This is a genomic window from Chamaesiphon sp. (assembly GCF_041738855.1).
Lineage (GTDB): Bacteria > Cyanobacteriota > Cyanobacteriia > Cyanobacteriales > Chamaesiphonaceae > Chamaesiphon.
Genome location: NZ_JBGSPA010000191.1, coordinates 1 through 24,922, shown reverse-complemented (window position 1 = coordinate 24,922; position 24,922 = coordinate 1). Strand labels below are relative to the sequence as shown.

General features: G+C 46.3%; 26 protein-coding genes and 1 pseudogene. 14 read left to right on the top strand and 13 right to left on the bottom strand.

What is annotated here, in order from left to right; all coding sequences use genetic code 11:
• Nucleotide 1: 1 nt before the first annotated feature.
• The 3 genes from ACEW9I_RS20445 to ACEW9I_RS20435 form a co-directional block, all read right to left on the bottom strand.
• The gene (locus ACEW9I_RS20445) at nucleotides 2-871 is read right to left on the bottom strand and encodes a lysostaphin resistance A-like protein (protein WP_373542170.1); all 870 of its coding nucleotides are present in this window, start codon (nucleotides 869-871) and stop codon (nucleotides 2-4) included.
• A gap of 227 nt (nucleotides 872-1,098) precedes the next feature.
• Nucleotides 1,099-1,383: an ATP-dependent Clp protease adapter ClpS gene (gene clpS, locus ACEW9I_RS20440; RefSeq protein ID WP_373542169.1), complete on the bottom strand. Its 285-nt coding sequence runs from the start codon at nucleotides 1,381-1,383 to the stop codon at nucleotides 1,099-1,101.
• A gap of 155 nt (nucleotides 1,384-1,538) precedes the next feature.
• Nucleotides 1,539-1,793, bottom strand: a complete 255-nt coding sequence (locus ACEW9I_RS20435) for a hypothetical protein (RefSeq protein WP_373542168.1) — start codon at nucleotides 1,791-1,793, stop codon at nucleotides 1,539-1,541.
• Between ACEW9I_RS20435 and purN the strand changes: the two genes are divergently transcribed.
• Complete coding sequence (purN, locus tag ACEW9I_RS20430; RefSeq protein ID WP_373542167.1) at nucleotides 1,781-2,410, top strand: phosphoribosylglycinamide formyltransferase; 630 nt, start codon at nucleotides 1,781-1,783, stop codon at nucleotides 2,408-2,410. The genes ACEW9I_RS20435 and purN overlap by 13 nt on opposite strands.
• A gap of 11 nt (nucleotides 2,411-2,421) precedes the next feature.
• Here the strand turns inward: purN and ACEW9I_RS20425 are convergent, their stop codons facing one another.
• Nucleotides 2,422-2,829 (bottom strand): hypothetical protein, encoded by a 408-nt coding sequence (locus ACEW9I_RS20425; protein WP_373542166.1) that lies wholly within the window; start codon nucleotides 2,827-2,829, stop codon nucleotides 2,422-2,424.
• Between the two features lie 398 nt (nucleotides 2,830-3,227).
• Between ACEW9I_RS20425 and ACEW9I_RS20420 the strand changes: the two genes are divergently transcribed.
• Complete coding sequence (locus ACEW9I_RS20420; RefSeq protein ID WP_373542165.1) at nucleotides 3,228-4,004, top strand: HAD-IIB family hydrolase; 777 nt, start codon at nucleotides 3,228-3,230, stop codon at nucleotides 4,002-4,004.
• A 114-nt stretch (nucleotides 4,005-4,118) separates the two neighbouring features.
• The gene (locus ACEW9I_RS20415; RefSeq protein WP_373542164.1) at nucleotides 4,119-4,622 is read left to right on the top strand and encodes a nuclear transport factor 2 family protein; all 504 of its coding nucleotides are present in this window, start codon (nucleotides 4,119-4,121) and stop codon (nucleotides 4,620-4,622) included.
• Nucleotides 4,623-4,668: 46 nt separating this feature from the next.
• On the opposite strand, the gene ACEW9I_RS20410 is transcribed toward ACEW9I_RS20415, so the two are convergent.
• Nucleotides 4,669-6,126, bottom strand: coding sequence for a hypothetical protein (locus ACEW9I_RS20410; protein WP_373542163.1), 1,458 nt, complete (start codon nucleotides 6,124-6,126; stop codon nucleotides 4,669-4,671).
• A 328-nt stretch (nucleotides 6,127-6,454) separates the two neighbouring features.
• Here ACEW9I_RS20410 and ACEW9I_RS20405 point away from each other — a divergent pair, with 328 nt between their 5' ends.
• The 6 genes from ACEW9I_RS20405 to fabF all read left to right on the top strand — a co-directional run bounded on the left by ACEW9I_RS20405 (nucleotide 6,455) and on the right by fabF (nucleotide 12,024).
• Nucleotides 6,455-6,988 (top strand): COP23 domain-containing protein, encoded by a 534-nt coding sequence (locus tag ACEW9I_RS20405; protein ID WP_373542162.1) that lies wholly within the window; start codon nucleotides 6,455-6,457, stop codon nucleotides 6,986-6,988.
• 36 nt (nucleotides 6,989-7,024) lie between these two features.
• On the top strand, nucleotides 7,025-7,747 hold the full coding sequence (locus tag ACEW9I_RS20400) for a serine protease (protein ID WP_373542161.1): 723 nt from the start codon (nucleotides 7,025-7,027) through the stop codon (nucleotides 7,745-7,747).
• 38 nt (nucleotides 7,748-7,785) lie between these two features.
• Nucleotides 7,786-8,478: an ATP-dependent Zn protease gene (locus ACEW9I_RS20395; RefSeq protein WP_373542160.1), complete on the top strand. Its 693-nt coding sequence runs from the start codon at nucleotides 7,786-7,788 to the stop codon at nucleotides 8,476-8,478.
• A gap of 65 nt (nucleotides 8,479-8,543) precedes the next feature.
• Entirely contained in the window at nucleotides 8,544-10,133 is a 1,590-nt protein-coding gene (locus ACEW9I_RS20390; RefSeq protein ID WP_373542159.1) for an FkbM family methyltransferase, read from the top strand.
• A gap of 272 nt (nucleotides 10,134-10,405) precedes the next feature.
• Nucleotides 10,406-10,645, top strand: coding sequence for an acyl carrier protein (acpP, locus tag ACEW9I_RS20385; RefSeq protein WP_373542158.1), 240 nt, complete (start codon nucleotides 10,406-10,408; stop codon nucleotides 10,643-10,645).
• Between the two features lie 107 nt (nucleotides 10,646-10,752).
• Nucleotides 10,753-12,024, top strand: coding sequence for a beta-ketoacyl-ACP synthase II (fabF, locus tag ACEW9I_RS20380; protein ID WP_373542157.1), 1,272 nt, complete (start codon nucleotides 10,753-10,755; stop codon nucleotides 12,022-12,024).
• A 674-nt stretch (nucleotides 12,025-12,698) separates the two neighbouring features.
• Here the strand turns inward: fabF and ACEW9I_RS20375 are convergent.
• From ACEW9I_RS20375 to ACEW9I_RS20360, 4 genes and pseudogenes are all read right to left on the bottom strand, one after another.
• On the bottom strand, nucleotides 12,699-14,678 hold the full coding sequence (locus ACEW9I_RS20375) for a response regulator (protein WP_373542156.1): 1,980 nt from the start codon (nucleotides 14,676-14,678) through the stop codon (nucleotides 12,699-12,701).
• A 48-nt stretch (nucleotides 14,679-14,726) separates the two neighbouring features.
• A complete protein-coding gene (locus ACEW9I_RS20370; protein ID WP_373542155.1) occupies nucleotides 14,727-15,107 on the bottom strand; it encodes a response regulator in 381 nt (126 codons plus the stop codon).
• A 559-nt stretch (nucleotides 15,108-15,666) separates the two neighbouring features.
• Nucleotides 15,667-15,855, bottom strand: a pseudogene (locus tag ACEW9I_RS20365) (type II toxin-antitoxin system HicA family toxin); the annotation flags it as partial.
• On the bottom strand, nucleotides 15,852-16,058 hold the full coding sequence (locus tag ACEW9I_RS20360) for a type II toxin-antitoxin system HicB family antitoxin (protein WP_373542154.1): 207 nt from the start codon (nucleotides 16,056-16,058) through the stop codon (nucleotides 15,852-15,854). The pseudogene ACEW9I_RS20365 and the gene ACEW9I_RS20360, both read right to left, overlap by 4 nt.
• A gap of 437 nt (nucleotides 16,059-16,495) precedes the next feature.
• Between ACEW9I_RS20360 and ACEW9I_RS20355 the strand changes: the two genes are divergently transcribed.
• Nucleotides 16,496-16,924 carry a type II toxin-antitoxin system VapC family toxin gene (locus ACEW9I_RS20355; RefSeq protein WP_373542153.1) on the top strand — a complete coding sequence of 143 codons (429 nt, stop codon included), beginning with the start codon at nucleotides 16,496-16,498 and terminating at the stop codon, nucleotides 16,922-16,924.
• A gap of 286 nt (nucleotides 16,925-17,210) precedes the next feature.
• Nucleotides 17,211-17,792: a nucleoside deaminase gene (locus ACEW9I_RS20350; RefSeq protein ID WP_373542152.1), complete on the top strand. Its 582-nt coding sequence runs from the start codon at nucleotides 17,211-17,213 to the stop codon at nucleotides 17,790-17,792.
• 5 nt (nucleotides 17,793-17,797) lie between these two features.
• Here the strand turns inward: ACEW9I_RS20350 and ACEW9I_RS20345 are convergent, their stop codons facing one another.
• On the bottom strand, nucleotides 17,798-18,325 hold the full coding sequence (locus ACEW9I_RS20345; protein ID WP_373542151.1) for a hypothetical protein: 528 nt from the start codon (nucleotides 18,323-18,325) through the stop codon (nucleotides 17,798-17,800).
• 137 nt (nucleotides 18,326-18,462) lie between these two features.
• Nucleotides 18,463-20,364, bottom strand: a complete 1,902-nt coding sequence (locus ACEW9I_RS20340; protein ID WP_373542150.1) for a transketolase C-terminal domain-containing protein — start codon at nucleotides 20,362-20,364, stop codon at nucleotides 18,463-18,465.
• Nucleotides 20,365-20,660: 296 nt separating this feature from the next.
• Between ACEW9I_RS20340 and ACEW9I_RS20335 the strand changes: the two genes are divergently transcribed.
• Complete coding sequence (locus tag ACEW9I_RS20335) at nucleotides 20,661-21,419, top strand: DeoR/GlpR family DNA-binding transcription regulator (RefSeq protein ID WP_373542149.1); 759 nt, start codon at nucleotides 20,661-20,663, stop codon at nucleotides 21,417-21,419.
• Here ACEW9I_RS20335 and ACEW9I_RS20330 read toward each other — a convergent pair.
• The gene (locus tag ACEW9I_RS20330; RefSeq protein WP_373542148.1) at nucleotides 21,416-22,498 is read right to left on the bottom strand and encodes an NAD(P)/FAD-dependent oxidoreductase; all 1,083 of its coding nucleotides are present in this window, start codon (nucleotides 22,496-22,498) and stop codon (nucleotides 21,416-21,418) included. The two genes, ACEW9I_RS20335 and ACEW9I_RS20330, sit on opposite strands and share 4 nt — an antisense overlap.
• Nucleotides 22,499-22,636: 138 nt before the next feature.
• Nucleotides 22,637-23,080 (bottom strand): photosystem II protein PsbQ, encoded by a 444-nt coding sequence (gene psbQ / locus ACEW9I_RS20325; RefSeq protein ID WP_373542147.1) that lies wholly within the window; start codon nucleotides 23,078-23,080, stop codon nucleotides 22,637-22,639.
• 169 nt (nucleotides 23,081-23,249) lie between these two features.
• On the opposite strand from psbQ, the gene ACEW9I_RS20320 reads away from it, so the two are divergent.
• The gene (locus ACEW9I_RS20320; protein ID WP_373542146.1) at nucleotides 23,250-23,513 is read left to right on the top strand and encodes a hypothetical protein; all 264 of its coding nucleotides are present in this window, start codon (nucleotides 23,250-23,252) and stop codon (nucleotides 23,511-23,513) included.
• Between the two features lie 453 nt (nucleotides 23,514-23,966).
• Entirely contained in the window at nucleotides 23,967-24,494 is a 528-nt protein-coding gene (locus tag ACEW9I_RS20315) for a DUF2808 domain-containing protein (RefSeq protein WP_373542145.1), read from the top strand.
• Nucleotides 24,495-24,922 lie beyond the last annotated feature (428 nt).

Below are 24,922 nucleotides of genomic sequence, written 5' to 3'. Positions count from 1 at the left end.
GTTACTCAGTGAGACGATCGGGATCGATTTTACCTGGCAAATGTGCAATCAGGATCGCCAGCACACTCAAGAACATCAATCCCAAGAGTCCCGATACTGGATTGCCATTAATCCCCGTAATCCAATCCGAAACTCGACCGGAATATGCGACCAGATTACCGACATTAATGACATAATAAGCCCAAACCAGCCCCGCATGAAGACCGATCGACATTCCCAACAGATTTCGATGTTGACGTTTGGCGATGATGACTACCGTACCGAGCAAACACAGTCCTGGAAATTCAGGTAGAGAGGCAAGGATGACCGGAATTGGTTTGATAAAATGCAGTGCAGCGTACAAAACTACGTCAGTGACTAACGCTGTCGTCGGTGGATAATCCCGCTCCAACTCATCCAACATCCACCCCCGAAAAAATAACTCTTCGCCTAAAGCGACACCCAGTGCAGTTGCGGCACCTTCCAAGATTAATTGGGGGATCGGTAAGCGCGGAGATTGCCATGTCAGCCAGCCCAGCCAGCCTTGAGTGACAAATAGTGCTAATGCAAAAGAACTGCCGATCGCCAGTCCTGCGAGCAATAATAAGCCATTCTGGCGCGTAAATACCAGCCCGTAGCGGGCATAGAGATTGGGATGTTGGTATACTTTTCGTCCCCACCAAGGTACCAAGGCGATAAATTCGATCGCCAGTAATCCCATGGTCAGGATCGATAGTAAATTCTTGGTACCAGGATCGGTGAGATTTTGGGTACTACCCATGACTAGATAGATGAGGCTCAGACCTGGCAACCATAATAAGATTAGCACCAGCAGAAAGCTCAACATTCTGCCTGGTGCTGGATAATTTTTGATATTACTGAGATTTAACATTAGGCTTTAGGCTTTAGGTATTAGGCATAGCAAGCAAGTACGGTGGGCACTGTCTTGATGCGCTAAACCGTCGGGAAACCCGACGAACGCGCATCGCTGCCCAAAGTCTAGATTTCAGCCATTATCTAGTTGTATTTTGGAAGTAGAAGTCAAACTTTGGTGCCTTACGCTGCGCTAACACACCCTACTACACTAAAGCCTAAAGCCTAAAACCTAAAGCCTAATCCCTAGTCCGCTGGCTCAATCGTACTAGTCAGACCGTGACTTTTCAAGACGTCGCAGTAGTGCTCGGCATGTTCTTGGTTGCAGGTGATGACTAGTGCCATTCCATATTGATGCGCTTCCATCATCATATTGATGGCTTGAGGTGCCGAGAGATTGGGGATGCTAGTTATCAACACCTCAACTACATGTTCCATCGCATTAAAATCATCATTGTGCAATAGCACGCGATAATTAGGTGCGAGTTTGCGGATTGTTGACTGTTTCTCGATAGTTTCGGTATAACTCATACGCCAGTAAATGAAATTAGAGCGGTTGACAGTGGTGTGGGGAAGGGTTTGGGGCTAGATCTCGATCGCCATCCCAGCCAGTATTACCAACCCGTCCCGATGATGAACAATTAACCCGACGATCGGTGTCAAAAGTTAACTGATTGACTACTTGCTTATTTTACCCATTTGTCCCTCTCATCTTCAAGTTCATCTACCGTCCCGCCTAAAAAATTGACTTCCAGCGTCCTTTGTAGCGTCGGCTCTGCCGAATCGATGAGTTGCCCCTCAAGCACACCATCCACCATCCACCATCCACCATCCACCATCCACCATCCACCATCCACCATCCACCATCCACCATCCACCATCCACCATCCACCATCCACCATCCACCATCCACCATCCACCATCCACCATGACTGATACACCTAGCCTGATCTCCCCTATCCTGACAACTAATCTTGCCAGTGAGCGACCCCCGCTCATGCTCGGAATTATGGCATCTGGAAGTGGTAGTAACTTTGTAGCAGTGGCGAGAGCGATCGATCGCGGCAACCTCAATGCCAAGATTGCGGTATTAGTGCATAATAAATCGGATATCGCAGCCATCGATCGCGCCCGAGAGCGGGAAATCCCCACCGTCTTGCTCGACCATCGCGAGTATCGCACACGGGCGGCACTCGATCGCGCCATCGTCAGTACCTTTGAAGCCTATCAGGTAGAATGCGTGGTGATGGCGGGTTGGATGCGGATGATTACCCAAGTACTCATCGATGCCTTTCCGGGGCGACTGATTAATATTCACCCTAGTCTACTACCGAGTTTTCGCGGTCTGCACGCGATCGAGCAAGCATTGAGTGCTCGAGTCAAAATCACTGGATGTACGGTACATGTAGTCACTCTCGAAGTGGATGCTGGCCCAATTCTGATCCAATCAGCCGTCCCAGTATTGGCGGATGATACTGCCGCAACTCTACATGCCCGCGTCCAGATTCAGGAGCATCTGATCTTACCTGAAGCGATCGCGATCTTAGCCCGCTGTTAACTGTCAACTGCTTAACTACCTGGCTTACAGACATTGTAATCACCATGTGAGATCACCTGTTTCGGCTCCAGCAATCCATCGCGATCGCTACATAGCAGCCGATAATTGCGAGTAACGGGGATACTAATCACCGAGCGGTCGTGGCGTAGCCGTTTGCCGCGAAACTCCCGATAGTCGCGCCGTTCTTGCAAGCCATCGATGATATTTCTCGCCTTCAAAATTACGTGAGTTGGCAAACTTTTGAGATCGATCGGATCGAAGGTAAAGCTATCGCGCCAACTAGGTTTTTCTGATTGCTGTTGGCGATCGATCGCCTGTTTTTGGGGAGGATTATCGGTTATCTCTTCTTGGAGACAACGATGACAAATCTGCCCATAGCCATGATGACCACATTCAAACATTTTTTTACGCCTACTCATAAAATCCACCTCAGGATGCGATCGCTTAATGTATGCCTCGATTGGCACGAGCAGTTCGATCGATTTTAGCACTCTTCGGTGTTTACAGTTCAGAGCGATCCTAGTTACCATTCGACCGAGTTTCGCGCTCTTGGGGAGATTGGCGATCGACTCTTGAATCCGCTCTGAGGTTCAAACATAGGCACAGCAACAGCACAATTGCGGCGAGTAAATGACGCACCGCATTTAGCTCCGATGGTAAGCATGACAAAAGTCATCAATCGATCGTGACTTTTGTCCTATTCCCGTACCACCCAAAAACTAAACAACTTGCAAACCATCCACCATCCAATCATCGCTACTTGATGTGTCGTACCCAAACAAGCTATGCTGAAGTGCTAAATATACTATCTATTCTCGTGTTATCCAGTTTACCGTTAACGCTCGATTTGGCACGGGAGCTGCGCCAACAATTGACAGATATTCGATTGATTGCAACGGATATCGATGGCACCCTGACGCGGGAGGGGAAATTTACCACTGAGTTATTACAAGCGATCGATCGACTCAATACTAACGACATCAAAGTATTATTAGTCACTGGTAGATCTGCGGGATGGGTAAGTGCTGTGTATCATTATCTACCTGTGGCTGGAGCGATCGCCGAAAATGGGGGGTTATATGTTGATGGTGATGGTGGCTATGATTTTTTGATGCGGATCGATAGTATTGAAGCACATCGAGCAGCTTTAGCCGAGCGATTTTGGGAACTGCAAGCAGATTATCCTCAAATTGAAGAATCGATCGACAATCAGTTTCGGATTACCGACTGGACATTTGATGTGGCTGGTTTGAGTGATGTGGAATTAGGCGATATTGAGACGCGCTGCCAACAATGGGGTTATAGTTTTACATTTAGCACGGTACAATGTCATATCAAACCAGCACACCAAGATAAAGGCGTCGCGATCTTACAAGTGCTCAAGCAGTATTTCCCGAGTATTCAACCGCAGCAGATAATTACGGTTGGTGATAGTCCCAATGATGCGAGTATGTTCGATCGTCAGTTATTTCCGCACTCATTTGGGGTTGCCAATCTCCAACATTATCGCGATCGGCTATCGCATCAGCCTCAATACATCACCACAGCTTCAGAAGTAGCTGGATTTTGCGAATTGGTAGATTTATTGATGTAGGGTGCGTTACGGCTTGCGCCTAACACACCAGTATCAATACTATTAACTATCTAACGGAACTTTTGCAGGAGCGAGTACGTCAGTCGGGGCAATGCAGTTAATTAATATTATATAATGATTTTATCTACCAAAAGTTCATCGATTTTAACTGTTTTGATTTCGGCTGCAATTGTGGCAGTGACACCTGCACAAGCAGACGTTAAGTCCAAGGTACAACCAATTATTCAGACCAATTACAATCAAATTAATGCTGCCTTTATTCGGAAAGATATTAAAGGAGCGACAGCCTTATTTACTGCTGACTACATCAGTATCAATCCAGATGGTGGGAAGCAGACACTCACTGAATTTCGCGAACATTACAATAATTTATTCACGCGTTTCAATATTCAACTCACATCCAATAAAGCTACAATCAAGGCGATCGATACTAACACAGGTGGTATCGATGTAGCGATCGACCAAAAAACAGAAGGTACTATTGCTGGCTTTAATAAAATCGTCATCAATCAAACTTCCCGCGATTCCTGGTTGAAAACACCTCAAGGGTGGCGATTGAAGCAAAGCAAGATTTTGAATAGTCAGACTACTTTTAATGGACAGACTTTTAAAGGTTAGTTACGCTACCCCGTTACCTACTTCGAGCGCAGCTATGTCAATGTATTTAGTGCGCCTCGAACGAATTAATCATGCCCATTGTAACTTCCAAGAATTGATAATATTGCTCTGGTTGGGCTTTGTATGTCAAGATATAAGCATTCCCCCGCTCGATCGTCCAAACTTCGAGAGTTTTGATGGGCAATGAATTTTCATCTTTTCCGGTATATACGATCAGATTTGCTGGTTTTTTTGATAGAATAATCGAATCTAGTTCGATTATTTTAGCACCTTGATAGTATTTCTCGATCTCCGCGATCGTCGATTGCGTATAGCTTGCCAAAGTAGTCTGAGGATTGGTTAAATTCTCGATCCGAATTGAGATATTTGCTCGGTATTTAGCTGCCGTTTGCTGTGGACTAACCAAGAGCGCGTGTTCTCCAGTGACAACATTACGGACATCTTCTTGCTGCCAAGTTGCTGGATACTTCATCGATATTTTAGCAACTTTATCTACATACTTATTCCAGCTTGGATCGTTGTTAGCAGCTACAGCTTGAGTATTCATAGTTGTTGCTGGAGTAAATAATTGGGCGCGACTATCTGAAGCAGAAAATAATTTTCCGGCTCCAAATCCTAGTAGTAAAGCACCAATACCCGTACCTAAGACTAGATGGGGTTGGAACTGATAAGATTTGGGTACGGGAGTCTCTTGAGTGGCAGCAAAAGAGTTGAGAGCTTGCAATACCTCTGTTGCCGAGCGATAACGATTACGATAGTCAGGACGCACCATTTTATTGATAATATCGACCAATCTTAGATCGATATTGACTTCATCACGCCATTTTAACTCATGACTATAAGCATCTTTTTCGAGTGGGAATTTACCTGTGAGAGCTTGAATTGCTATTGCTCCGACGGCATAAATATCACTGTTCAAATGTGAGACATTTTGGGCTTGCTCATAGGGAGTGTAGCTGGAGTCATTGCGGTTGTGAGTTTGATAATTGGGGAGATGCCAAGTATTATTCAAATCTCGCACCGAACTAAATCCAATCAAGTTCCATCTACCACAAGCTTGACGGCGAATAATATGCTGGGGATTGATAGTTTGATGAATATATTTAGATTTATGAATAAAACCTAAGATTTTCATTAAGTCGCTTAGAAATTCAAATACTTGAGTCTGAGTCCAAATCTTACCTGGCGTCAATTCTTGAGAGAGAACTTCACCATCGATATATTCACGCACCAAATATTTGTTGCCATCTTCTGCAAATTTGGCAACAACTGAAGGTATTTGTGAATGTTGCCCTACTTGATGAGCGATCTTACCTTGAATTTCAAAGTTTTTCTCAATCAGTGGGGCTGATACCGCCTGATGACGATCGTAATCTAGTTGTTTGACTATATAAAATACCGAATCGATCGCATCTAGATCTTTTGCTAAGTAAGTAGTTCCACTATTACTAGTACCTAAAATTTTAAGAATCTGATAATGAGAGCGCAGGATCGTGTCTAACATACAGTCTGAGATAAGTGGCGAAGCTCGTTAAACAGTTGACAAGCAGATCGGACAAAATTTGTGATTAAATATACCATGCATATATTTACAAAAAATGCAGCGATCGCGATTGCCAACTCAGTCATACATTTAGCCGATCTTTCGATCGTCAAATTCAGTATTTTGACGGTATAGAGTTGGGGAGAATACATTCTAACTACCTCTATAATAGTGGATGAATTTGAGACAATTGCGCTACTTTAAAATTCACCGCATTTTAGTAGGTTCGATTACCCGAGCGCTCGATCGACTTTTCCTGCCCCAATTGTATCTACCTGTGATGTTGAGAATGCTATCCCTAATCCATAAATTTGCTGGTGTGTTCCTTCTGGCTGGGCTGCTCACAATCGATCTCCCATTGCCACAGCCCAGCCTAGCTCAACCGAGTCGAAAATTTCGCTGTGAAGTGGTGGGTGAAGTGCCTACCACCGTCGTTCAAACGGTGCGGGGCAGTATCCCGATGATTCAGTGGGTGAATTCCTTTACTGGACGCTACAATAGCGTTGGCAACCGTTGTCAGGAAGTATCCACGAGGCTCGATCGCTTCAATCGCGATAGTAAGCTAAAATTCATTCGGACTGGTAATGTCAATCGCTATCCAGTGCTATGTGTCGATACAGGTGTCAGTGGCAATACTTGCCCCCAGACTAGTGTGCTGGTGACGCTGCCCAAAGGTACTGATTCTGCGCTGATGCTGGAACAAATGCTCGATCTGCGGGCGCGAGCGTCGGGACGGATTATTCAGCTCAGTGGGGCACAACTGATTAAATATCGGAATGGTGATGCTTATGTTAATATCGATCGATTATTATTAACAAAGTAGCTATCGATCGCCCTTGAGAACGATTCGCGCAAGTAAATGAAATTGCGTCAACATCAGCTAACTAGCTGGGTGGTAAATATAATTACCATCGGAGCAGCAGGAGTATTTATCGGCTCCATCCTCTGGCGAGTATTGATGCCCAATGTCAGCGCGATTGCCAAAACACTCACTGTGAGGATCGATGGGGCAAATAGTGGCTCAGGAACGCTCATCGAGGATCTGGGCGTCGGGGCAATCGCGCCCCGAGAGCATCGATATCTGGTGTTGACAAACTGGCATGTCGTCAGCGAACATCTCGATCCTCCCGCAGCCTTCACACTTGCCACTAGCGATGGACGTCAGCATCGAGTCCTCACCCAGAAGATCGCCAGAGTTGGTAAGCTAGACTTAGCTATTTTAGAGTTTCGCAGTCGCGATCGCTACCCCGTCGCAACTCTCGGTAACTCCGACAGACTGACTGAAGGCGATGCACTGTATGTATCTGGTTGGGCAGATCCCAGCCCTCAGCTCTCGATCCGAACCTACCAATTTTTGGTGGGCAATCTATCAGGACGGATCGATCGCGATCGCGATGGTTATAGCTTAGTATATACAGTGAGTGCTCTACCAGGCATGAGTGGTGGCCCCGTACTCGACAGGTGGGGTAATTTGGTAGGGATTAACGGACGCGCTACGGTAGATTTACGCACTGGCACAGTCAACTCGGTACTAGGCATCGATATCAATCGCTATCTCCGCACCCGTGGCGATATACCCTAGCTGTCCGATTTGACACTAGAAGACCAACTTAATTATCGATGAATTCAGACAACCCGACCGAACAAATTTCCTTTAATTTAGTAGCAATCTGTGTATTTGGGATGACTATCTCTAGTTTAGTCGCTCCCTTACTCAATATTTCTTCAACAGTACCAATTTTAGTTATTTTTGCGGTCGTGGTGGGTGCGACTGTCGATAACTTTGTCTTTGGCAGTACCGCAGCTACTTTAATTGTAGATGCGATCGCGGGCACCGATCCAGCCTATCGCCAACGGATTATTCATCATGAAGCCGGACATTTTTTAGTTGCGTATTTACTAGGCATTCCAATTACTGGATACACACTCAGCGCGTGGGAATCAATCGCTCAAGGGATGTCATCACAGGGTGGTACGATCTTTGCCCCACCACAGACAGATATAGCCACCCAAATCAAGCAGTATTGTACAGTCTGCATGGCGGGAATAGCTGCGGAAAAATTGGTATACGATCGATCTCAAGGTGGTAATGAAGATCGCCAAAAACTGCGGAGCATCTTATTTCTCGCAGGTAAACAGCAACAGGAAATAGTCACCCAAGAAAATCTCGCCGCACTAACTGCCAAAACCCTCATTCAAACCAATTGGGCAGCTTATGAAGCTTTAGTCATAGCGATGGGGAAGCGTACTAGTGTTAATGATTGTTGCGACACGATCGAAGCACTTACTATATCTGAAGTCTCTAAATTTTAAGATTTAAGTCCCACCCTAATAACCTAATCACCTAATCACCTAATTATCAATTATCAATTATCAACATGGCTATTGATTTCGACCCCAAAACTGCGTACTTAGAATATGTCAAACATAATCAAGTCGAAATCTCTGAGCCAGCAACCCATCAACTCACCCAGATTTTAGATAACTGTCAATGGGAGCAACCCCAAACCGCCCTCGATTGGAATAACCTCGCCGTCGCCGCCCTAGTAGCCGCCGAAAGCTGCGATAACGCCCTCTCACATGGCTTGTATGTCGAAATTGCCTTTGATGCCGTCCAAGCAGGCTCTGCGCTCAATCTTCACCCACTGTGTGCGGCACACCTGGCTCTACTCAACTGCATGTTGGGTAACTATAGTGAGGCAGCCCAGATTGCGTTTAGTGCCTTTATCAACAACCTCCAACCAACTTATACCGAAGCCAAAATCGCATCTGGAATTGTCTACATTCCACCATTAACCCGTACTCACATCACCAATGGGCGCAGCGAACAATTACAACGAATTTTGAATACTGAAAATGGCTATACTCAAGCCATGCTTATGCTCACCGAGGTACTTTGTCGCACTCAAATCACCCTCGACAATCATACTGGCGTGCGGTTGTTACATTTAATGAATCAACTGATGCCGGACCTGATTTTTCCGAATATCAGACTCGGAATTTATAGCATTGGCGATCGAGAATTGGAAGGGTTGGTATATCTACATCGAGCGGAAGAGTTAGCATTAGATCATCCGACGATTTTACAAGCATTGTATCTCGCTTATCGAGATTTAGAGCAGCCAGACATCGCTAGTTATTGGCAACAAATCGGCTTGGATTATGGTAGTCAGCGGTTGGATAAAATTCCCTGGCAATGGACACATTTGGCGATCGATAGTCCGTGGACTTATCTCCCCTTCGATCGCGATATTTCACTAGCAGTAGCGGCGACCCTCCAGAGTTCGACAACGCGCTGTCTACTCGCCCAAGGGGATTGGTTCGAGCGCGAATTAGAATTTTGGCGACAGTATATCCAACCAGGAATGAGTGTCATCGATATCGGTGCTGGAGTAGGAATATATACTTTTAGTGCCGCCCGTAGAGTTGGTGACAATGGCATAGTTTACGCGATCGAACCATTTAGTGGCGCGATCGATCTACTGCATGAAACTTGTCGAAATGGTCGCATTGAAAATGTTAAAATATTTAAGAATGCTCTCGGCGATCGACTGGGTAATTATCCCTTGATTATTCAACCAAATCATGAATTAAACTATCTAGCGACAACAACTGCGATCGATCTAGCAATAGAAACAGAAGAGGTAACCTGTCTGACTCTCGATACATTGGTCGAGCAAGCAGCCATCGAGCGAGTAGAAATAATCAAAATCTCCACCGCAGGCAATGAACTCGCCATCCTCGTCGGCGGCACACAAACCATCACCAAATTTGCACCGACAATTATCTATAATAGCTATACCAGTAAAGGGATCGACTTCGCCGCCGCTCAATATCTACTCGATCGCAATTACGAACTATTTCGCTATCAGCCCTATCTCCAACAACTAATCCCCCTCGTCAACGAGTCAGATTTTGCCGAAGTCATCAAAGCGATTGCGATTCCGAGCAGAGAGGGTAGAGGGTAGAGGTTAGAGGGTAGGAGGACTGGGAGAGTGAGAAGTTATCTATTCACCATTCACCATTCACTATCCACCATTCACTACTCCCTACCCTCTACCCCCTACCCCCTTTCTTTTACAGCAATCGTGCATTTTCATATTAAGATGTAGAGTGCTATTAACGTATCTGCGTCGATGACCGACAGCCTGACGGATCTATCTGTAGCAGAGGCTACGTCAAGCCAATCGGCGAATCAAATCGCATTAACTATCATTATTCACGTAAACAAGGAACTTATATGAGCGCAGATGTATTGGCTAAAGTACAGGCCGTAATTGCAGATAAATTGGAAGTAGACGCCAGCAAAATCACGCCCGAAGCCAACTTCACCGACGATCTCGGGGCTGACTCCCTCGATGTCGTCGAACTCGTCATGGCATTAGAAGAAGAATTTGATGTCGAAATCCCAGATGAAGAAGCTGAAAAACTGCAAACAGTTCAATCTGTAGTTGACTACATCAATGGCAAGCAAGGCTAGTACCGCCACGCGGAAATTATGCGGTGCAAGCAGATGCGGAGGCACTCTCCGCATGAGCACAGCCCCTCAGTCACCCACCTCCTCACCTCTGATTCCCGATCTTCATCATGGCAAATTCCGATTCACAAGCACGATCGATCGATCGCAAACGTGTTGTTATTACTGGATTAGGCGCGATTACGCCCATTGGAAACACCTTAGCTGAATACTGGGAAGGCTTAGTGAGTGGGCGAAATGGGATTGGCGCGATTACTCACTTTGATGCATCCAAACACGACTGTCGCATCGCAGGCGAACTCAAGAATTTTGACCCCCTGCTGTATCTAGAAAAGAAAGCAGCCAAACGGATGGATAGATTTGCTCAACTGGCTGTCTGCGCCACCAAGCAAGCCATCGTCGATTCCGGTTTGACGATCGATCCGAGCAATGCCGATCGCGTCGGTGTTACCATCGGTACGGGGATCGGCGGACTCAAGATCCTCGAAGAACAGCAAGAAATCTACCTTACCAAAGGGCCAAGCCGTTGTAGCCCATTTATGATTCCGATGATGATCGCCAATATGGCAGCCGGACTCGTCGCGATCGAAATCGGAGCCAAAGGTCCCAACTGCTGTACCGTAACAGCCTGTGCCGCAGGTGCAAACGCGATCGGTGAAGCTTTTAGACTAATTCAGGGCGACTACGCCACAGCGATGATTTGCGGTGGCACCGAAGCCGCGATCACCCCCCTGGGCATCGCCGGATTTGCCGCTTGTAAAGCCGTCTCCACCCGCAATGATGACCCCCTCCACGCTTGTCGCCCCTTTGATGTCGGACGCGATGGTTTCGTGATGGGTGAAGGTTCTGGCATCCTGATACTCGAAGAACTCGAACACGCCCAGAATCGCGGCGCGAAGATCTATGCCGAAGTCGTCGGCTACGCTATGACCTGTGATGCCTACCACATGACCGGACAGACCCCTGGTGGCATCGACGCCGCCCGCGCCATGTCCCTCTGTCTCAAAGACGCCCGACTCGCACCTGAAGCCGTCAGCTACATCAACGCCCACGGTACCAGTACCCCCATCAACGACCCCACCGAAACCGCCGCCATCAAAAAGGCTCTCGGCGACCACGCGTACAAGATCGCCGTCAGTTCCACCAAATCGATGACTGGACACCTCCTCGGCGGCGCAGGCGGTATCGAAGGCGTCGCATCCGCTCTCGCCATCCATCACGGTATCATCCCCCCCACGATCAATCTCGAAACTCCCGAGGAAGGTTGCGATCTCGATTATGTCCCCCACGTCAGTCGCACTGCCAATGTCGATGTCGTGCTATCCAACTCCTTTGGTTTTGGCGGGCATAATGTGACCTTGGCATTCAAAAGATACGTGTAGTTAAGCCAAAAAAGTCAATAAATGGCATTCAATTGGGTCGTTAATAGATCGATCGAATTGGATTCATCAGCAATTAGGATACGATTAGAATCAATTATAATTTTTATTAATCGTCTGGATTCAAATATCACAAAAACAGTGTTAATTCTCAAATAAATACAAAAAAAGGCAAAAAACTGCCGGGGCAGAGTCGAAATATTCATCACCAGAAAAGTGATTGCAATAGCTGTCTGAGGAGTTTCCGAAAGTTTAGTCCCAGTAGGGTGGGCACTGCCCACCAACAGATTATCGATCTAATTCACTGAATTTCTCGATCGATTAATGTGATGTTTTAGAATGTAAAATTCATAGATTTGCTTTAAGTGCGCGATCGCCAAGCGGATCGGAGCCAATCGATCTAAAAATAAGATCGATTCTGATTGCTGCGGCTAAATATGGTCTGTGGGCAGTGCCCACCCTACTGCATTGACACGCTTAAAAATGTGGGTAAAGAGATCGCTCAAAATATTACTAATTGTATTTTTCAGAGTTATGAATGCCCACATTTTTAGTCTGGTCGTCCCACTACTGGCGTGACTAGACTGGTTGTATTTTTCAGGATTCTGAATGCCCACAGTTTTAGTCCGGTCGTTCCACTACATTTTAGCTATCAACTATCAACTATCAACTATCAACTAATTAACTGATGGCTTGCCTGCCCCGATCCGATCGAGTCGATTGATGATGCGGGTGACGAGGGTAGCATCGACGACGGGTTTAGTCACAAAATCATCGGCACCAGCGGCAAAAACTCGATCGCTAGCGATCGATGCAGCATGAGCGGTGAGAAACAGGATCGGTAGAGCTGCCCACGTCGGATCGGTACGCACTGCTTGACACAGATCGATCCCGTCATACAGCGGCATATCCAAATCGAGAATCAATAAGTCAGGGGCGGAAGCTTCTAGTACCTCCCAAAAGCGGCTAGGTTCGGATAAAGTCGTCACGCTCATCCCTTGACGCGCTAACAGGGTGCTGACGCTTTCAAGCAACAGTCGATCGTCATCCACAATCGTAACTTTGACTCGTCGATTCAGCTCCGCTCCGCCCCCGAGCCGTGCCTGCTGGATGACTCGATCGATCGCTGCCAAAATCTGCCCAGCAGGCATCGGTTTGGACAAAAATAGTCGCGCACCCCGACGTGCTGCTTCAACCCGCTGCCACAGCTGCTGAGGGCTGTTAGCTGGCATTGCTAGCTCCGAGTCCTGCGGTTGACTCAAAACTACTACGGGCAGATGGGGGTAATCCCGCTCTAATTCTGATAAGGCAGTCAATCCGTCAGTCATCTGCGGGAAGCAGTCTAGATCGAGAACAATCGCCGCTGGTGCTTGGGCTAACTGGCTCGATCCCAGCTCCGTCGCGCTGACAATCTCAAACTTACCTGGGTCGGCAGCTTGTAAAGCTAAAACCAAATCTGTCTCCTGAGTGATCGTCAATAACCACGCAGATCGCTCTGTTGACGGCTCCAATCTAGGGGCACCTACATCCTCCCTGGGTGTTCTGCTACCAATCTCTTGGCGCAACTCCTCGGCTCCACTTTGCAATTGGGAAATTTGGGCAGGAGTTAGCTCTGTATTCGCAGCTAGTAGTAATTCGATTTGTTTGGCTACTTGCGAACCATGCGGCAGCCCAAATGTACCGAGAGCACCAGCGAGGTTGTGTGCGCTATGCCAAGCCTCTTGGCGGATTTCGGGAGTCAACGCTCGATCTGTGAGTGCGAGGATCGCCCGATCGATCCAGGTAACTCGCTCGCACAATTGCTCGTAGTGTCGGTTCCAGATTTCGGTGAGAAAGTTGGGGATATCTGCGGCAGATCCCGATCCTGGACTCAGCCTGGTAGCGGTAGCCTCACTAACGGGCGCAGCATCTCCCCTGGAGACTGGATCTGGAGCGAGGTGAAGGCGATCTTCGCCCAAGCTTACTTGTTGGTACATGACAGGCTCCCCAGACTTGAGTCGATAGCCGATCCCATAGACAGTTTCGACAAAATCAGTCGGCGCACCTGCTGCTTTGAGTTTGTGCCTGAGTCCCTTAATGTGTGTGCGGACAGCCTCTTCGCTCGGCGCATCTTCATATGCCCATAAGTGCGCCAAAATCGCTCCACAGCTAAATAACTGCCGACTGTGGCGGAGCAAAAGTTCGAGGAGCGAGTACTCTTTGGGGGTGAGATTGAGGAGTTGGTGTTGGTAAGTTACTTCATAGGTACGCGGATCGAGAGTTAGCTGTTCCCAAGTCAGTACTGGGCGAGTGCGATCGTCTCCGCGTCTGAGCAGCGCACGAATTCGGGCTGATAGCTCTTCTGGCTCGAACGGCTTGATCGCATAATCATCTGCGCCAGCATCCAAACCAATCACGCGATCGCGTTTGCTATCCATACTCGTGAGTAGCAAAATTGGCATCATATAGCCACGCGATCGCACATGGCGACAGAGGCTAATCCCGTCTAGTTTGGGCAAAACCGCATCCAATAACAGCAGATCGTAGTCAAATGCTTCGATAAAGTCCAATCCAGCTTGCCCATCATAAGCAATTTCGACAGCGTACTTCTGAGTTGACAGGGTAACTCTCAGTACCTCCGCCAATGCGCGATCGTCTTCAACTACCAAGATTTTCATCACTTCCACCTATTATCGCTCTGGCTAGAAATGCAAGCCGATGACCATTCAGAGCTTCCAACCTAGAGTTGTGGCGATTTGTTGCGCCAATTCTAACGGACTGAATGGTTTGGCGATCGTCGAACGGATACCGAGTTCTTGATAGTTTTGGCGATCGGTTGTTTGGACTTTGGCAGTCAGTAGAATCACAGGGATCGAGCGAGTTGCTGGATTTGCTTGCAGCCGACTGAAGGTATCCAGCCCATCCATATCTGGCATCATCACATCCAACAAGATCGCATCTGGTCGATCGCGCTCGGCAACTACCAATCCTTCCAATCCAGAACCCGCAGTGGTTACCTCCCACCCAGCCACAGTTTCCAGCGAAATTTGAGCAACTTCTTGGATCGCTGTTTCGTTGTCAACTACTAAGATCCGTCTATTACTCACGCTACTACCTCTACCAATCTAGTTTAAAACTCACAGTGGATGGACTGAACACTATCTAGATCGATCTTCGCATATTTATGAGTTACGAATCTAAATATATTGTGAAACTTTAGCAAGCCGTGAGAGCATATGAGCATCAAATCGATATTTATTGGCAAGCTGATGCGATCGAGCTAGTTTGAATTCCAGGACAACGAGGCGAACTGAAATATTCTGCCGATATTAATCAACTCAGGAGATCGATCGCAAGGATCGCTTCACTAAGCAAAGCAGTTTCCATCATTCCTTGCTGATGTTTTACTTTTAGATATTGTAAATAATCTAATACCTCGATCAAAAGGCGATCGGAGGCATTTTCAGTTTCTTGGATAATTTTTCTCTAATACTCATCTTTTATACCTGAATTATTACTTGCAGCCCTACTTAATATTCAAGATCGATCTTCGATATTATCTACTGCGTTGCTATCTGTTGTTCTGTCGATTATGGATGGATCGATTTCAATTTGGAGATCGGCTTCATCTATAGATCGATCGGATTTACCCTCGAACATCGATAATAAGCCTGCGGTTTTGAGTAAATTGCGTGACAATCCTATTTTCATGTCCTGGTTGCGATGAATCGGAACGGAAATTCTCGCAGGATTACCAGCTTAACCGTAAATGTGATGACTACCTTGAATCCGCAGTAAATCCCAACCGTTAGCTTCTAATAATTTAGCTAACTCCTTGCCTGACATCGATTTCATATCGCCAGTTCTAAAATCTGAGATTTGCCATCTACTTCTAGCTGGCTAGAATCGACTGACAAGCAACCTTCGATCGCTTCATGCAGATTAGATATCAATTCATCCCAGCTATCCCCTTCTGTCGCACAGCCTGGGATTGCGGGTACCTCTGCCCAATATCCGCCTTCGTTGGCAAAGCCTCTCCTACTGGAGAATCGCTTCATGGACGATTACGGTTAGTTTCATTAGTCGATCGGTAAAATATACATACTAGTTTAACACTGCGGGAACTAGCCTTGGACTATGGGCGATCGACCATAAGTACGATCGAGCGAATCCCCACCCATATATTCGCCTGTACAGGTTCGTAGGGGCGGGTTTATGCGTTGGCGTAGCCTCTAGTAAGAGATATAATTTAGAAAGTCGATCCTTCTAAGGATAAAAAAATGTTGAATGAATTAACTATCGAAAGACGTTTGGAAACTCTCGAACAGACAGTTTGCGATCTGCAACGAAAGGTTGACACTAAGCCTGTCACTGAAAGCTGGTTGCAAAAACTTACTGGCTCAATTTCTGACGAGGCAGTTTTCCTTGAGGCTCTGGAATACGGAAAAACTTTCCGTCAATCGGATCGGCCTATTAATGAAAGTGCCGAGTAATCGTGAAATATTTGCTGGATACCGACCATATCAGTTTTTTACAACGCAGATCGAGTGTGGAATTTACTCATTTAATGGTGCGAATGGACAGGTATTCTCCAGAAGATTTTGCTTTATCCGCTGTTAGTTTTCACGAACAGACGCTTGGTGCTCACAATTTTATCAATCGCGCTCAGACAAATACCGATACGATTCGCGGGTACAATCTTTTAATAGAAATTCTTCAGGGTTTTGCATCGGCTCCGGTTTTGCCATTTGATGCTGAATCAATCGCAATTTTTGATGATTTACGCTCCCAAAAAGTTCGGGTATCGACAATGGATTTGAGAATTGCCGCAATTGCTATCTCTCGTGACTTGGTGCTATTGACTCGTAATGTTCGTGATTTTGGCAAAGTTCCAAAATTAGCAACAGAAGATTGGACGGTGTAGATCGATCGGCCATAAATACGGTCGACCTTTATACCCACCCGCACATTCGCCTGTACGGGTTCGTAGGGGCGGGTTTATGGAATCGATTCCGAATAATTCTCAAAATCTCAATCAAACCCGCCCTCACCCACCGATAACCGATCAAATAAAACATCACTATCTCAAATTCCCACATCGAAACATGTAATGTTATATTTAGATTGACCTTTCCATCCAGCAATATCATTCCGTTTAGTTAAATCGTTAATCAGCCTTCCAATTTCAGTTAATCTACAAAAGAAAAACAATGAAAAATCATCTGTCAATCCATTTACCAACTTGGTTGCAAAAATTTGAAGATTCGATTAAGTATCCACTGATAGATATTGAAGATAGGATGAGTTTGGTTATAAAGCTATCCAGTCTCAATATTCTTGAGCAAACAGGAGGTCCTTTTGGCGCGGCTGTCTTTGAAATAGATTCTGGCTTATTAATTTCTGTAGGGGTTAATTTAGTAGTCAAATCTGGATATTCACTTGCTCATGCTGAGATGGTCGCTTTAGCACTATCTCAAGAGAGACTAGGAACATATGATTTGGGAAAGAGTGAATTCCCACAACACGAACTAGTAACCTCTTGTGAACCATGTGCTATGTGCTTTGGTTCGATACCTTGGTCAGGAGTAAGTAGAGTAATATGTGGAGCAAGAGATGAAGATGCTCGTGCTATTGGATTTGACGAGGGACCAAAGCTTAAAGATTGGGCTAGTGCATTAGAATCAAGAGGTATTACAGTTATTACTGACGTAAAAAGACAAGAAGCTTGTAATGTCTTAAATAGATATAAAGAGAATGGTGGTAAACTATACAACTCACGTCAAGATCAATAGCATCTTCAAAAGATATGAAAAGATACGATTATTCTAAAACTTAAGAAAACACACAATGCAATAAGAATATAAAAGCTCATAGTTAGTGTTCGTTCAAAAAGATTGTCTCCGCGGCTTCCGGCTGAAGGATGACATTGCTCAAACTTTTTTGTTAAAGCATACAATTCTCTAGAAGCTATATCTGGAATTATGCGTTCTTCAATTTTGGTAGCTATCGATACTGCTTCCCTAAGAAATGTGTTGAATAAACAAATTTTTTTTTGATACGAAAAACTCAATATCGATCCAAATACAGCAAGGATTAATCCTACGAACTCAGGCAAAGGCCAAGAAATTTGACCGAGTTTCAACGGTGTAAGATTTTGCCAAAGTGCAATAGATGCACCAAAGAGTGAGAGAACTATTGATATACCACTAGAAACAGTGGAAACCCTAATTCCGTCAAGACCATGAATCGTATCTCTTACAACAGAGTAATATCGAATATCTTCACTGCTTGCTTTGATGATTGCTTCTGTATCATTATTGTTCATGCTCGCTAATTACTCACTTATAGAGAAAGACAACACAATACTATGATTATAATGTAGGATATAATCTTTAGCAACGCACGAAAAAACACACGAGCCGGAATAAACTTCCAACTCGTGCGTCTCAAAACCTAAATCTCCTAACCCATTAACTTCTTAACCGCAGCCATAATCCCAGCCGGATCGATACCCTGATGTGGGAATTGCTCCCATAGACCGCCACAACCTTCGATATGCGTACCGAGGTGATTGTAATTAGGCTTATAGCCGCGCTCCAATAACTGCGAACCGAAGCGACTGCCCAAACCAGTTTTGCGGTTGAAAGATTCGACCACTAATACCATTGGTGACTTACCAATTTTTGCCATCATTTCTTCATCGATCGAGTTCAATGTTGGCTTGTTAATCAGACCGATATCAATCCCCTCTTGTTTGAGGCGTTCGACTGCATCTAACGATCGGTATAAAGCTTCACCAAAACTGACGATATAGCCTTGAGTACCTTCACGAATTACTTCATCTTTACCGGAGACAAATTTGTAATCGCCGCCGAAGAAATCTTTGCCGTTTGTATCTAAAATAGCGGGTACTTTAGAACGAGTCGAGAAGACAAATCGTAAGCCTGGATTGTGGAAAATTGTTTCCAAACAGGCGCGCATTTGATGGGGGTCGGCGGGGAAGTAGAGATTGGTGGCAAAACCATCGCTCAAACCATTGTCGGCGAACATATTGTTCAAACCGAAGTGGCAAGTGTTGTCTGCCATATCGTCAATCCCAGAGTGGGAGAAGTGGCTGAGGACGTTGGAATTGTTCAACCGCGCCATCGTGATTTCGGAAATACACATTTCTAGGAACGCGCTGAAGGTGCCGAAAATCCCTTGTTTGCCTGCTTCCATCCCGAAGCCAGCGGCGGCGGAGAAGTTACCGCGCTCCATGATGCCGGAGGAGATGAAGACTTCAGGATAGGCATCATGAATCTTTTTCAGACCGCAGGAGCCTTCGAGATCGCTATCGATGACCTTGACTTTTTCGACGCGCTCGGCTTCGCTCATCCGACCGAGAATCGCTACAGCAGCATCGCCGAAGACGTTGCGGTTGGCATCCCATTTATCGCTGGAACCTAGGAAGGTGTATTCATTTTTGGGTGCTTTGATGCCTTTGAGGTGGTCGGCAGCGGCTTGTTGACTGTGGGATTCGAGATATTCGATCGCGAGTTTGACCGAAATTACGTCGTGACCGTGGGTTTGACCTTCTAGACCGACAATCCCAGGACACATGGGGCGATGGTTGATAATCGCGATCGGCCCAGCAGTATTGACAGCTTGACAGATTCGTGCATACAAGTCATCGATATCTTCACCATTCCCTTCGAGGATCTGCAAACCGTGACCCACCAAGGTTTTGGCAACGGTAGTACCGACGAGATATTTGGACGGATGACCCGCGATCGTCACGTCATTATCATCGATAATCAGTTTGACATTGAGATTCTGGGCGACGGCTAACCGTGCGGCTTCAGCGTCGTTACCTTCTTGCTGCGAACCATCGGAACCCAAGCAGAAAGCGATTTTACTAGGGTTTGCCATTGCCACACCGTTGACATACGGCCACATGTGACCCAACCGACCGGAACTGAATTTCACGCCAGGAGTAAAGCCGAGTTCGGGGTGTCCAGGTAAGTGCGAATGGGCTGCACGGTATTCCATCAACCGCTCGGCAGGTAAGTCACCATTGAGGGTAGACATCAAATACTGAGTGGCTACACGGTGCCCAGCTTCATCGAAGAAAATCGGCACATATTTCTCAGCCGCACCACGAAAGAGCGCATCGAGAATCATCACTTCCGGCACGGTATCGAATGGCCCGCCTGTATGTCCGCCTACGCCACGAGCCGCACCTGTGGCGGTGAAAAAGACGATCGCATCGCGACACAGTTGGATATTATCTTTGAGGCTAGTTTTCTGTTCGTTAGTCAGAGTAGGATTGCTGACATCTAGGCTGATGCGTTTGTAGGCGGCGAGATCGATCGGAAATTTAGTCATAAATCTAGATTGCTGTAATTGGTTGCTAGAGTACCTGCGACTAAAGTCGCGGCTAAGGTTGCAAAGTCCGCCTACGCGGACTAAGACTTAATTTAGTCCGCGTAGGCGGACTTTGCCTTCCGAGTAGCGGTTTCAACCGCTGAGGAGATTGCCGATCTTAATATTATCTTTTGCGTGAAAATGCGTTATTTTATATTTGAAAGCGAATAAACACTTAAAAAACCAGCATGAAAAAGAGTATATACTAACAAACAAGCATTATCAAGACCAAACCCGCAACTTCAGGCAAACAACTGATGCTAACAGCCGAGCGCAGACAATTTATTCTCGAAATTCTGCACCGCAACAAAAAGGTGCTCTCCTCAGAACTGAGCAACGAATTGAAGGTTTCCGAAGACACCGTGCGCCGCGACTTGCGGGAACTATCCGAAGCCGGACTATTGCAGCGAGTTCACGGTGGCGCACTGCTTACATCCCCCGCCACCGCCAGCTATGCAGACAGGCAAAAACAGGCACCGAGAGAAAAAGAAGCGATCGCCAAATCAGCAGCAAAACTAGTTCGCCCTGGGCAAGTGGTAATCTTAGATGGAGGTACGACAACACTACAAGTCGCCCAGCATTTACCGCTAGATCTCGAAGCAACGGTTGTCACCAATAGCCCCCCGATCGCGTTAGCACTGGCCGAACACGATCGGATTGAAGTGATAATGTTAGGGGGAAGGCTCTATAAGAAAGCTCTAGTAAATGTCGGCGCAACCGCGATCGAATCCTTGAGATCGATTAGGGCGGATATCTGTATGCTCGGTGTGTGCAGTCTCCATCCCGAAGTCGGGATTAGTGTCGCCAATCTCGATGAAGCACATGTTAAAAAAGCGATGATTGCCGGAGCTGCTGAGGTAATTGGACTTGCAACCGAAGCCAAATTAGATACGGCGGCTAATTATGTCGTCGATACAATTAGGGCGTTAACTTATCTAGTAACTGCTCCGAGTGTATCACTCGATCGACTTGCCAGCTATGCAGCATTAGGGCTGACAATCGTTCGAGATTCTTAAACCAATAACATATCGCTAATAATCCGCGCTGTCGCTGGAGCAAGCAAAACCCCATTACGATAGTGTCCAGTAGCCACCAAAATTCGGTGATTCTTGCCGACTCGATCGATAACTGGAGCCGGACGATGATTGGGACGTGGGCGCAATCCTTGCCAAGTGCGGACAATTTCACCCTGAGCTAGATCTGGACAAGTCGCGATCGCAATTTGGTAGAGTCGCTCCAAACAAGCTCCCTGCGCTACCATCACCCCATCGAGCGGAAATTCCACCGTTGCACCCACCCAGTAATCATTATTACCACCACAGGGGACGATATTGACATCCTCGCTGACAATTACAGGTTGCAAATCTGGATTTCCCAACGGCTGTGACAACCGGATCTGCACGGCTTGCCCCAAAACGGGCTGGATATCAATCGGTGCATGTGGTGAGAGCAAGTTAGTCGCACCCAATCCCGCCGTCACGATGACTCGATCGCTGTTCAAAGTGGGTAGGTCAGGGGTCAAAAGATCGCAGCAGTCGGGGCTATCTGCCTCAATTGACTCGATCGCGCGATCGAAATGAAAATTCACACCGTTGAGCTGCGCGGCAGCAACCAAGGCAGTAGTGAGGGCAACTGGATCGACTTGAAGATCTTGAGGTGAATAGACAGCATGACCCCTAAATTGTCGATTGATTTGGGGCAGATTAGTCAAAGTTTGGCGAGGATTCCACACTTCTAATTTCCACTCCTGCTCCTGGCGGGTGGTAGCTAATTCCACCCATTTAGCTAGATCTTCTTCAGGTGACAATAATTTGACGATCCCCTGCGTCACTGGAATTTTGACTCCAGCGATCTGTTCGAGTTCGGGAATCAGAGTTTGATAACGCCGAATACTATCCCTGCGGAGATTCCAAGCGCGTCCTTTGACTTTTTGACTGATAATACCCATCAATACTCCCAGAGCTGCACCTGTAGCTGCTTGCGCTGGCTGCTGTCGATCGTATACATCGATCCGATACTCGGTCGATTGACTCAGTTCGTAAGCAATTGTCGCGCCAATAATGCCGCAGCCGATAATACTAATCCTTGTAGACATTGAATAATTAAAATAATTGAAAGATGAGAGTCGCAACCACTGAAATCGCTCCGACACTTAAAAGGGTACCCAGGAAGGGTACCCGAACAATACAGATGCACGCTCCGAGCACACACCAAGCCGTAACACTAGTTATCCTTATGCGTGAGGAATCAATTCTGAAAAACTTGCCAAATCCTTGAGAGCTTCGCTATAGTTGCGGATCGCGATTTTGTAGTCATTGTTGCTAGCAGCTTCATCAATCTTGTTAAGATGAGTAAAGACTTCTTTCCCAATCGCCAACGCCTTCTCTTTCGTTCCTGGTAACAGCTCTCTTGACAAACCAGACATCCGAGTTCTGATTTCGCCTAGTGGGCCATGAATAAAAGATTTGACATTATTCCAATCTCGGTTTTCAATCAGGGTAGCTAGTTCTGGCAGTCGATCGCTGATGGCGGTCACATTTTTGTTTGTAGCTTGTATTTGTGCCAGTTGTGCAGCACTATAGGTTGGAGCCTTTGCTTGAGAGCCATCACCACAACTGACGACGAGGACAGAAATAAATACTAGTAGGATGGATATCAGCGGACGAAATAAAGACATAACGCTCTGGAGATAGGTGAGAGATGAGTTAAATAAATCTTACCTTCAGCATACAAGAATTGCTGGGTCCCAGACAATCCATCTTGGTAGCACCATTACAATTGTGCTGTCTTACCAAGCTTAGATTAGCTTAATATTTCGCCCTTCCATCGTCACCAATCACAAATTTATGTTCAGAGTATTTGCTAAAGATTACGATCGCCAGTTTGAGCGATGGACAGATGCTTTGGCGGCCGGAAATTCGCTCAAACCCAAGTGCAAAAGTCTAGTTGAAGATGTCCGCATCTTTTATGACGGAGAATTAATTTGGGTCTACAGTCGATCTCACACATACCCTCAGTATATTGGCGCAGGTATCTATGACAAACTGGCACGCTTATTCCTGATGGAAAATGCCACCATGGTCGAAGTAGAAACAGACGATCCCCAATAGCCTCGCCCCATCCTCCAGTTGGCAAGGACATTCGCACCTCACCGATTCGTCACCATCGCGTCATTGAGCATCACAGCACCGTTCCCCTCAGCGTTGGGCGATCCTTTTACCCTGAAGCTGAGGCGATCGATCGCAACACGCTTGTTCATACTACTGGTAGGATCGTTGGTGGTGATGAAGCGATCTCCAAATCCTTCCTGGTAACAGTGATAAAGCGATCGATCGTCCTCATCATTTAGTCACACATTCGATCGTCAGCACCCTCGCCTAGATTGGTAAGCCAGACTTCCTGTGTACCACAACGTTTCACCAGCTTAGTTACCATTCACGACCCAATTATGTAACCTTCTCCGCTAATTCAACCAAAATTGATAAATATTAGGTAATTAATCTTAAATTAAGAGTAAATTTAAGTAGCATATCCCCAACGCGAGACCAAAGAGGAGAATACAGATGTTGAACAGTCAGACAGCTCAGAAACTATTCCCAATCATCGCCCTAGCCACTTGCTTCACAATTGCACCGATTGTTGCTAAATCCCAGGGTTTGCCTGGATTCACAATCTTTAGTGGTGTCGAACCATCGAATCAACTCAGTTATCGTTTAGACTCAGGTACTCGTAATACAGTCGATCGCTATCGGCTCAAAATTCCTGGCTCAAAAATTAACCGTCTCGGTGCAGCTCAAATCCAAATCACTTACCCTAACTATTACAAGGGTAAATTTGACGACAAAGCTGTAGAAGTCTTAGTTGGCGACAAATCCATTCCCATTGAGTCTGTCGAGTGGAATCGAGAAGCTCAAACCCTCCAAATCGATCTCGCCCAAAGGATCAAAACCAAAGATGACATTGAAGTTATCCTTAATAACGTCCAGAATCCTGATGGCGCAGGCATGTTCTACTTTACTGCTCAAGTCAAAAGTAGTGCTGACTTTCCCCTAGCTCGTTATGTCGGTACCTGGATTTTGAATATTGAATAGCCTTGTTATGTCGGTACCTGGATTTTGAATATTGAATAGCCTTGCTTCTGTCGCGACCCAAATTAGAAAAGCGAGGGACGGTATCACATAGATGCCGTCCCTCGCCTTTTCCGAGCTTACTCCAGCTCTCGAGCAGAGATACCAATAATCACCATCAAGAAAATAAATATTGGCAACCACGCTCCGCTTTGCTTGAAACTAAAGCTTAGAATCAGTCAGAAACGCAGACAGGAAGGGACTTTAAACAAATTTTCTCAAACCAGTTGACAAACTCCCTATAGGCAAGCTATATTAGTAAAGCGGTCAAGGACAACAGCGAAACGAAAACGGTGAAAGCCGCTCGACGAGCCAGTTACCTTCACCTTGAACCTAGACAATTATATAGTTTGAAAGCCTATACAACCTCGTTAAATTCGTTAACACGATTA

Bases quoted from the DNA above. Each gene is read 5' to 3' on its own strand.
- ACEW9I_RS20335 (WP_373542149.1), top strand. From the start codon at position 20,661: ATGCTAACAGCCGAGCGCAGACAATTTATTCTCGAAATTCTGCACCGC.
- ACEW9I_RS20405 (WP_373542162.1), top strand. From the start codon at position 6,455: ATGCTATCCCTAATCCATAAATTTGCTGGTGTGTTCCTTCTGGCTGGG.
- ACEW9I_RS20400 (WP_373542161.1), top strand. From the start codon at position 7,025: ATGAAATTGCGTCAACATCAGCTAACTAGCTGGGTGGTAAATATAATT.
- acpP (WP_373542158.1), top strand. From the start codon at position 10,406: ATGAGCGCAGATGTATTGGCTAAAGTACAGGCCGTAATTGCAGATAAA.
- ACEW9I_RS20425 (WP_373542166.1), bottom strand. From the start codon at position 2,829: ATGAGTAGGCGTAAAAAAATGTTTGAATGTGGTCATCATGGCTATGGG.
- clpS (WP_373542169.1), bottom strand. From the start codon at position 1,383: ATGAGTTATACCGAAACTATCGAGAAACAGTCAACAATCCGCAAACTC.
- ACEW9I_RS20360 (WP_373542154.1), bottom strand. From the start codon at position 16,058: ATGAAGCGATTCTCCAGTAGGAGAGGCTTTGCCAACGAAGGCGGATAT.
- ACEW9I_RS20390 (WP_373542159.1), top strand. From the start codon at position 8,544: ATGGCTATTGATTTCGACCCCAAAACTGCGTACTTAGAATATGTCAAA.
- ACEW9I_RS20445 (WP_373542170.1), bottom strand. From the start codon at position 871: ATGTTAAATCTCAGTAATATCAAAAATTATCCAGCACCAGGCAGAATG.
- ACEW9I_RS20395 (WP_373542160.1), top strand. From the start codon at position 7,786: ATGAATTCAGACAACCCGACCGAACAAATTTCCTTTAATTTAGTAGCA.
- ACEW9I_RS20320 (WP_373542146.1), top strand. From the start codon at position 23,250: ATGTTCAGAGTATTTGCTAAAGATTACGATCGCCAGTTTGAGCGATGG.
- ACEW9I_RS20340 (WP_373542150.1), bottom strand. From the start codon at position 20,364: ATGACTAAATTTCCGATCGATCTCGCCGCCTACAAACGCATCAGCCTA.
- ACEW9I_RS20410 (WP_373542163.1), bottom strand. From the start codon at position 6,126: ATGTTAGACACGATCCTGCGCTCTCATTATCAGATTCTTAAAATTTTA.
- ACEW9I_RS20350 (WP_373542152.1), top strand. From the start codon at position 17,211: ATGAAAAATCATCTGTCAATCCATTTACCAACTTGGTTGCAAAAATTT.
- purN (WP_373542167.1), top strand. From the start codon at position 1,781: ATGACTGATACACCTAGCCTGATCTCCCCTATCCTGACAACTAATCTT.
- ACEW9I_RS20415 (WP_373542164.1), top strand. From the start codon at position 4,119: ATGATTTTATCTACCAAAAGTTCATCGATTTTAACTGTTTTGATTTCG.
- psbQ (WP_373542147.1), bottom strand. From the start codon at position 23,080: ATGTCTTTATTTCGTCCGCTGATATCCATCCTACTAGTATTTATTTCT.
- fabF (WP_373542157.1), top strand. From the start codon at position 10,753: ATGGCAAATTCCGATTCACAAGCACGATCGATCGATCGCAAACGTGTT.
- ACEW9I_RS20330 (WP_373542148.1), bottom strand. From the start codon at position 22,498: ATGTCTACAAGGATTAGTATTATCGGCTGCGGCATTATTGGCGCGACA.
- ACEW9I_RS20315 (WP_373542145.1), top strand. From the start codon at position 23,967: ATGTTGAACAGTCAGACAGCTCAGAAACTATTCCCAATCATCGCCCTA.
- ACEW9I_RS20345 (WP_373542151.1), bottom strand. From the start codon at position 18,325: ATGAACAATAATGATACAGAAGCAATCATCAAAGCAAGCAGTGAAGAT.
- ACEW9I_RS20375 (WP_373542156.1), bottom strand. From the start codon at position 14,678: ATGAAAATCTTGGTAGTTGAAGACGATCGCGCATTGGCGGAGGTACTG.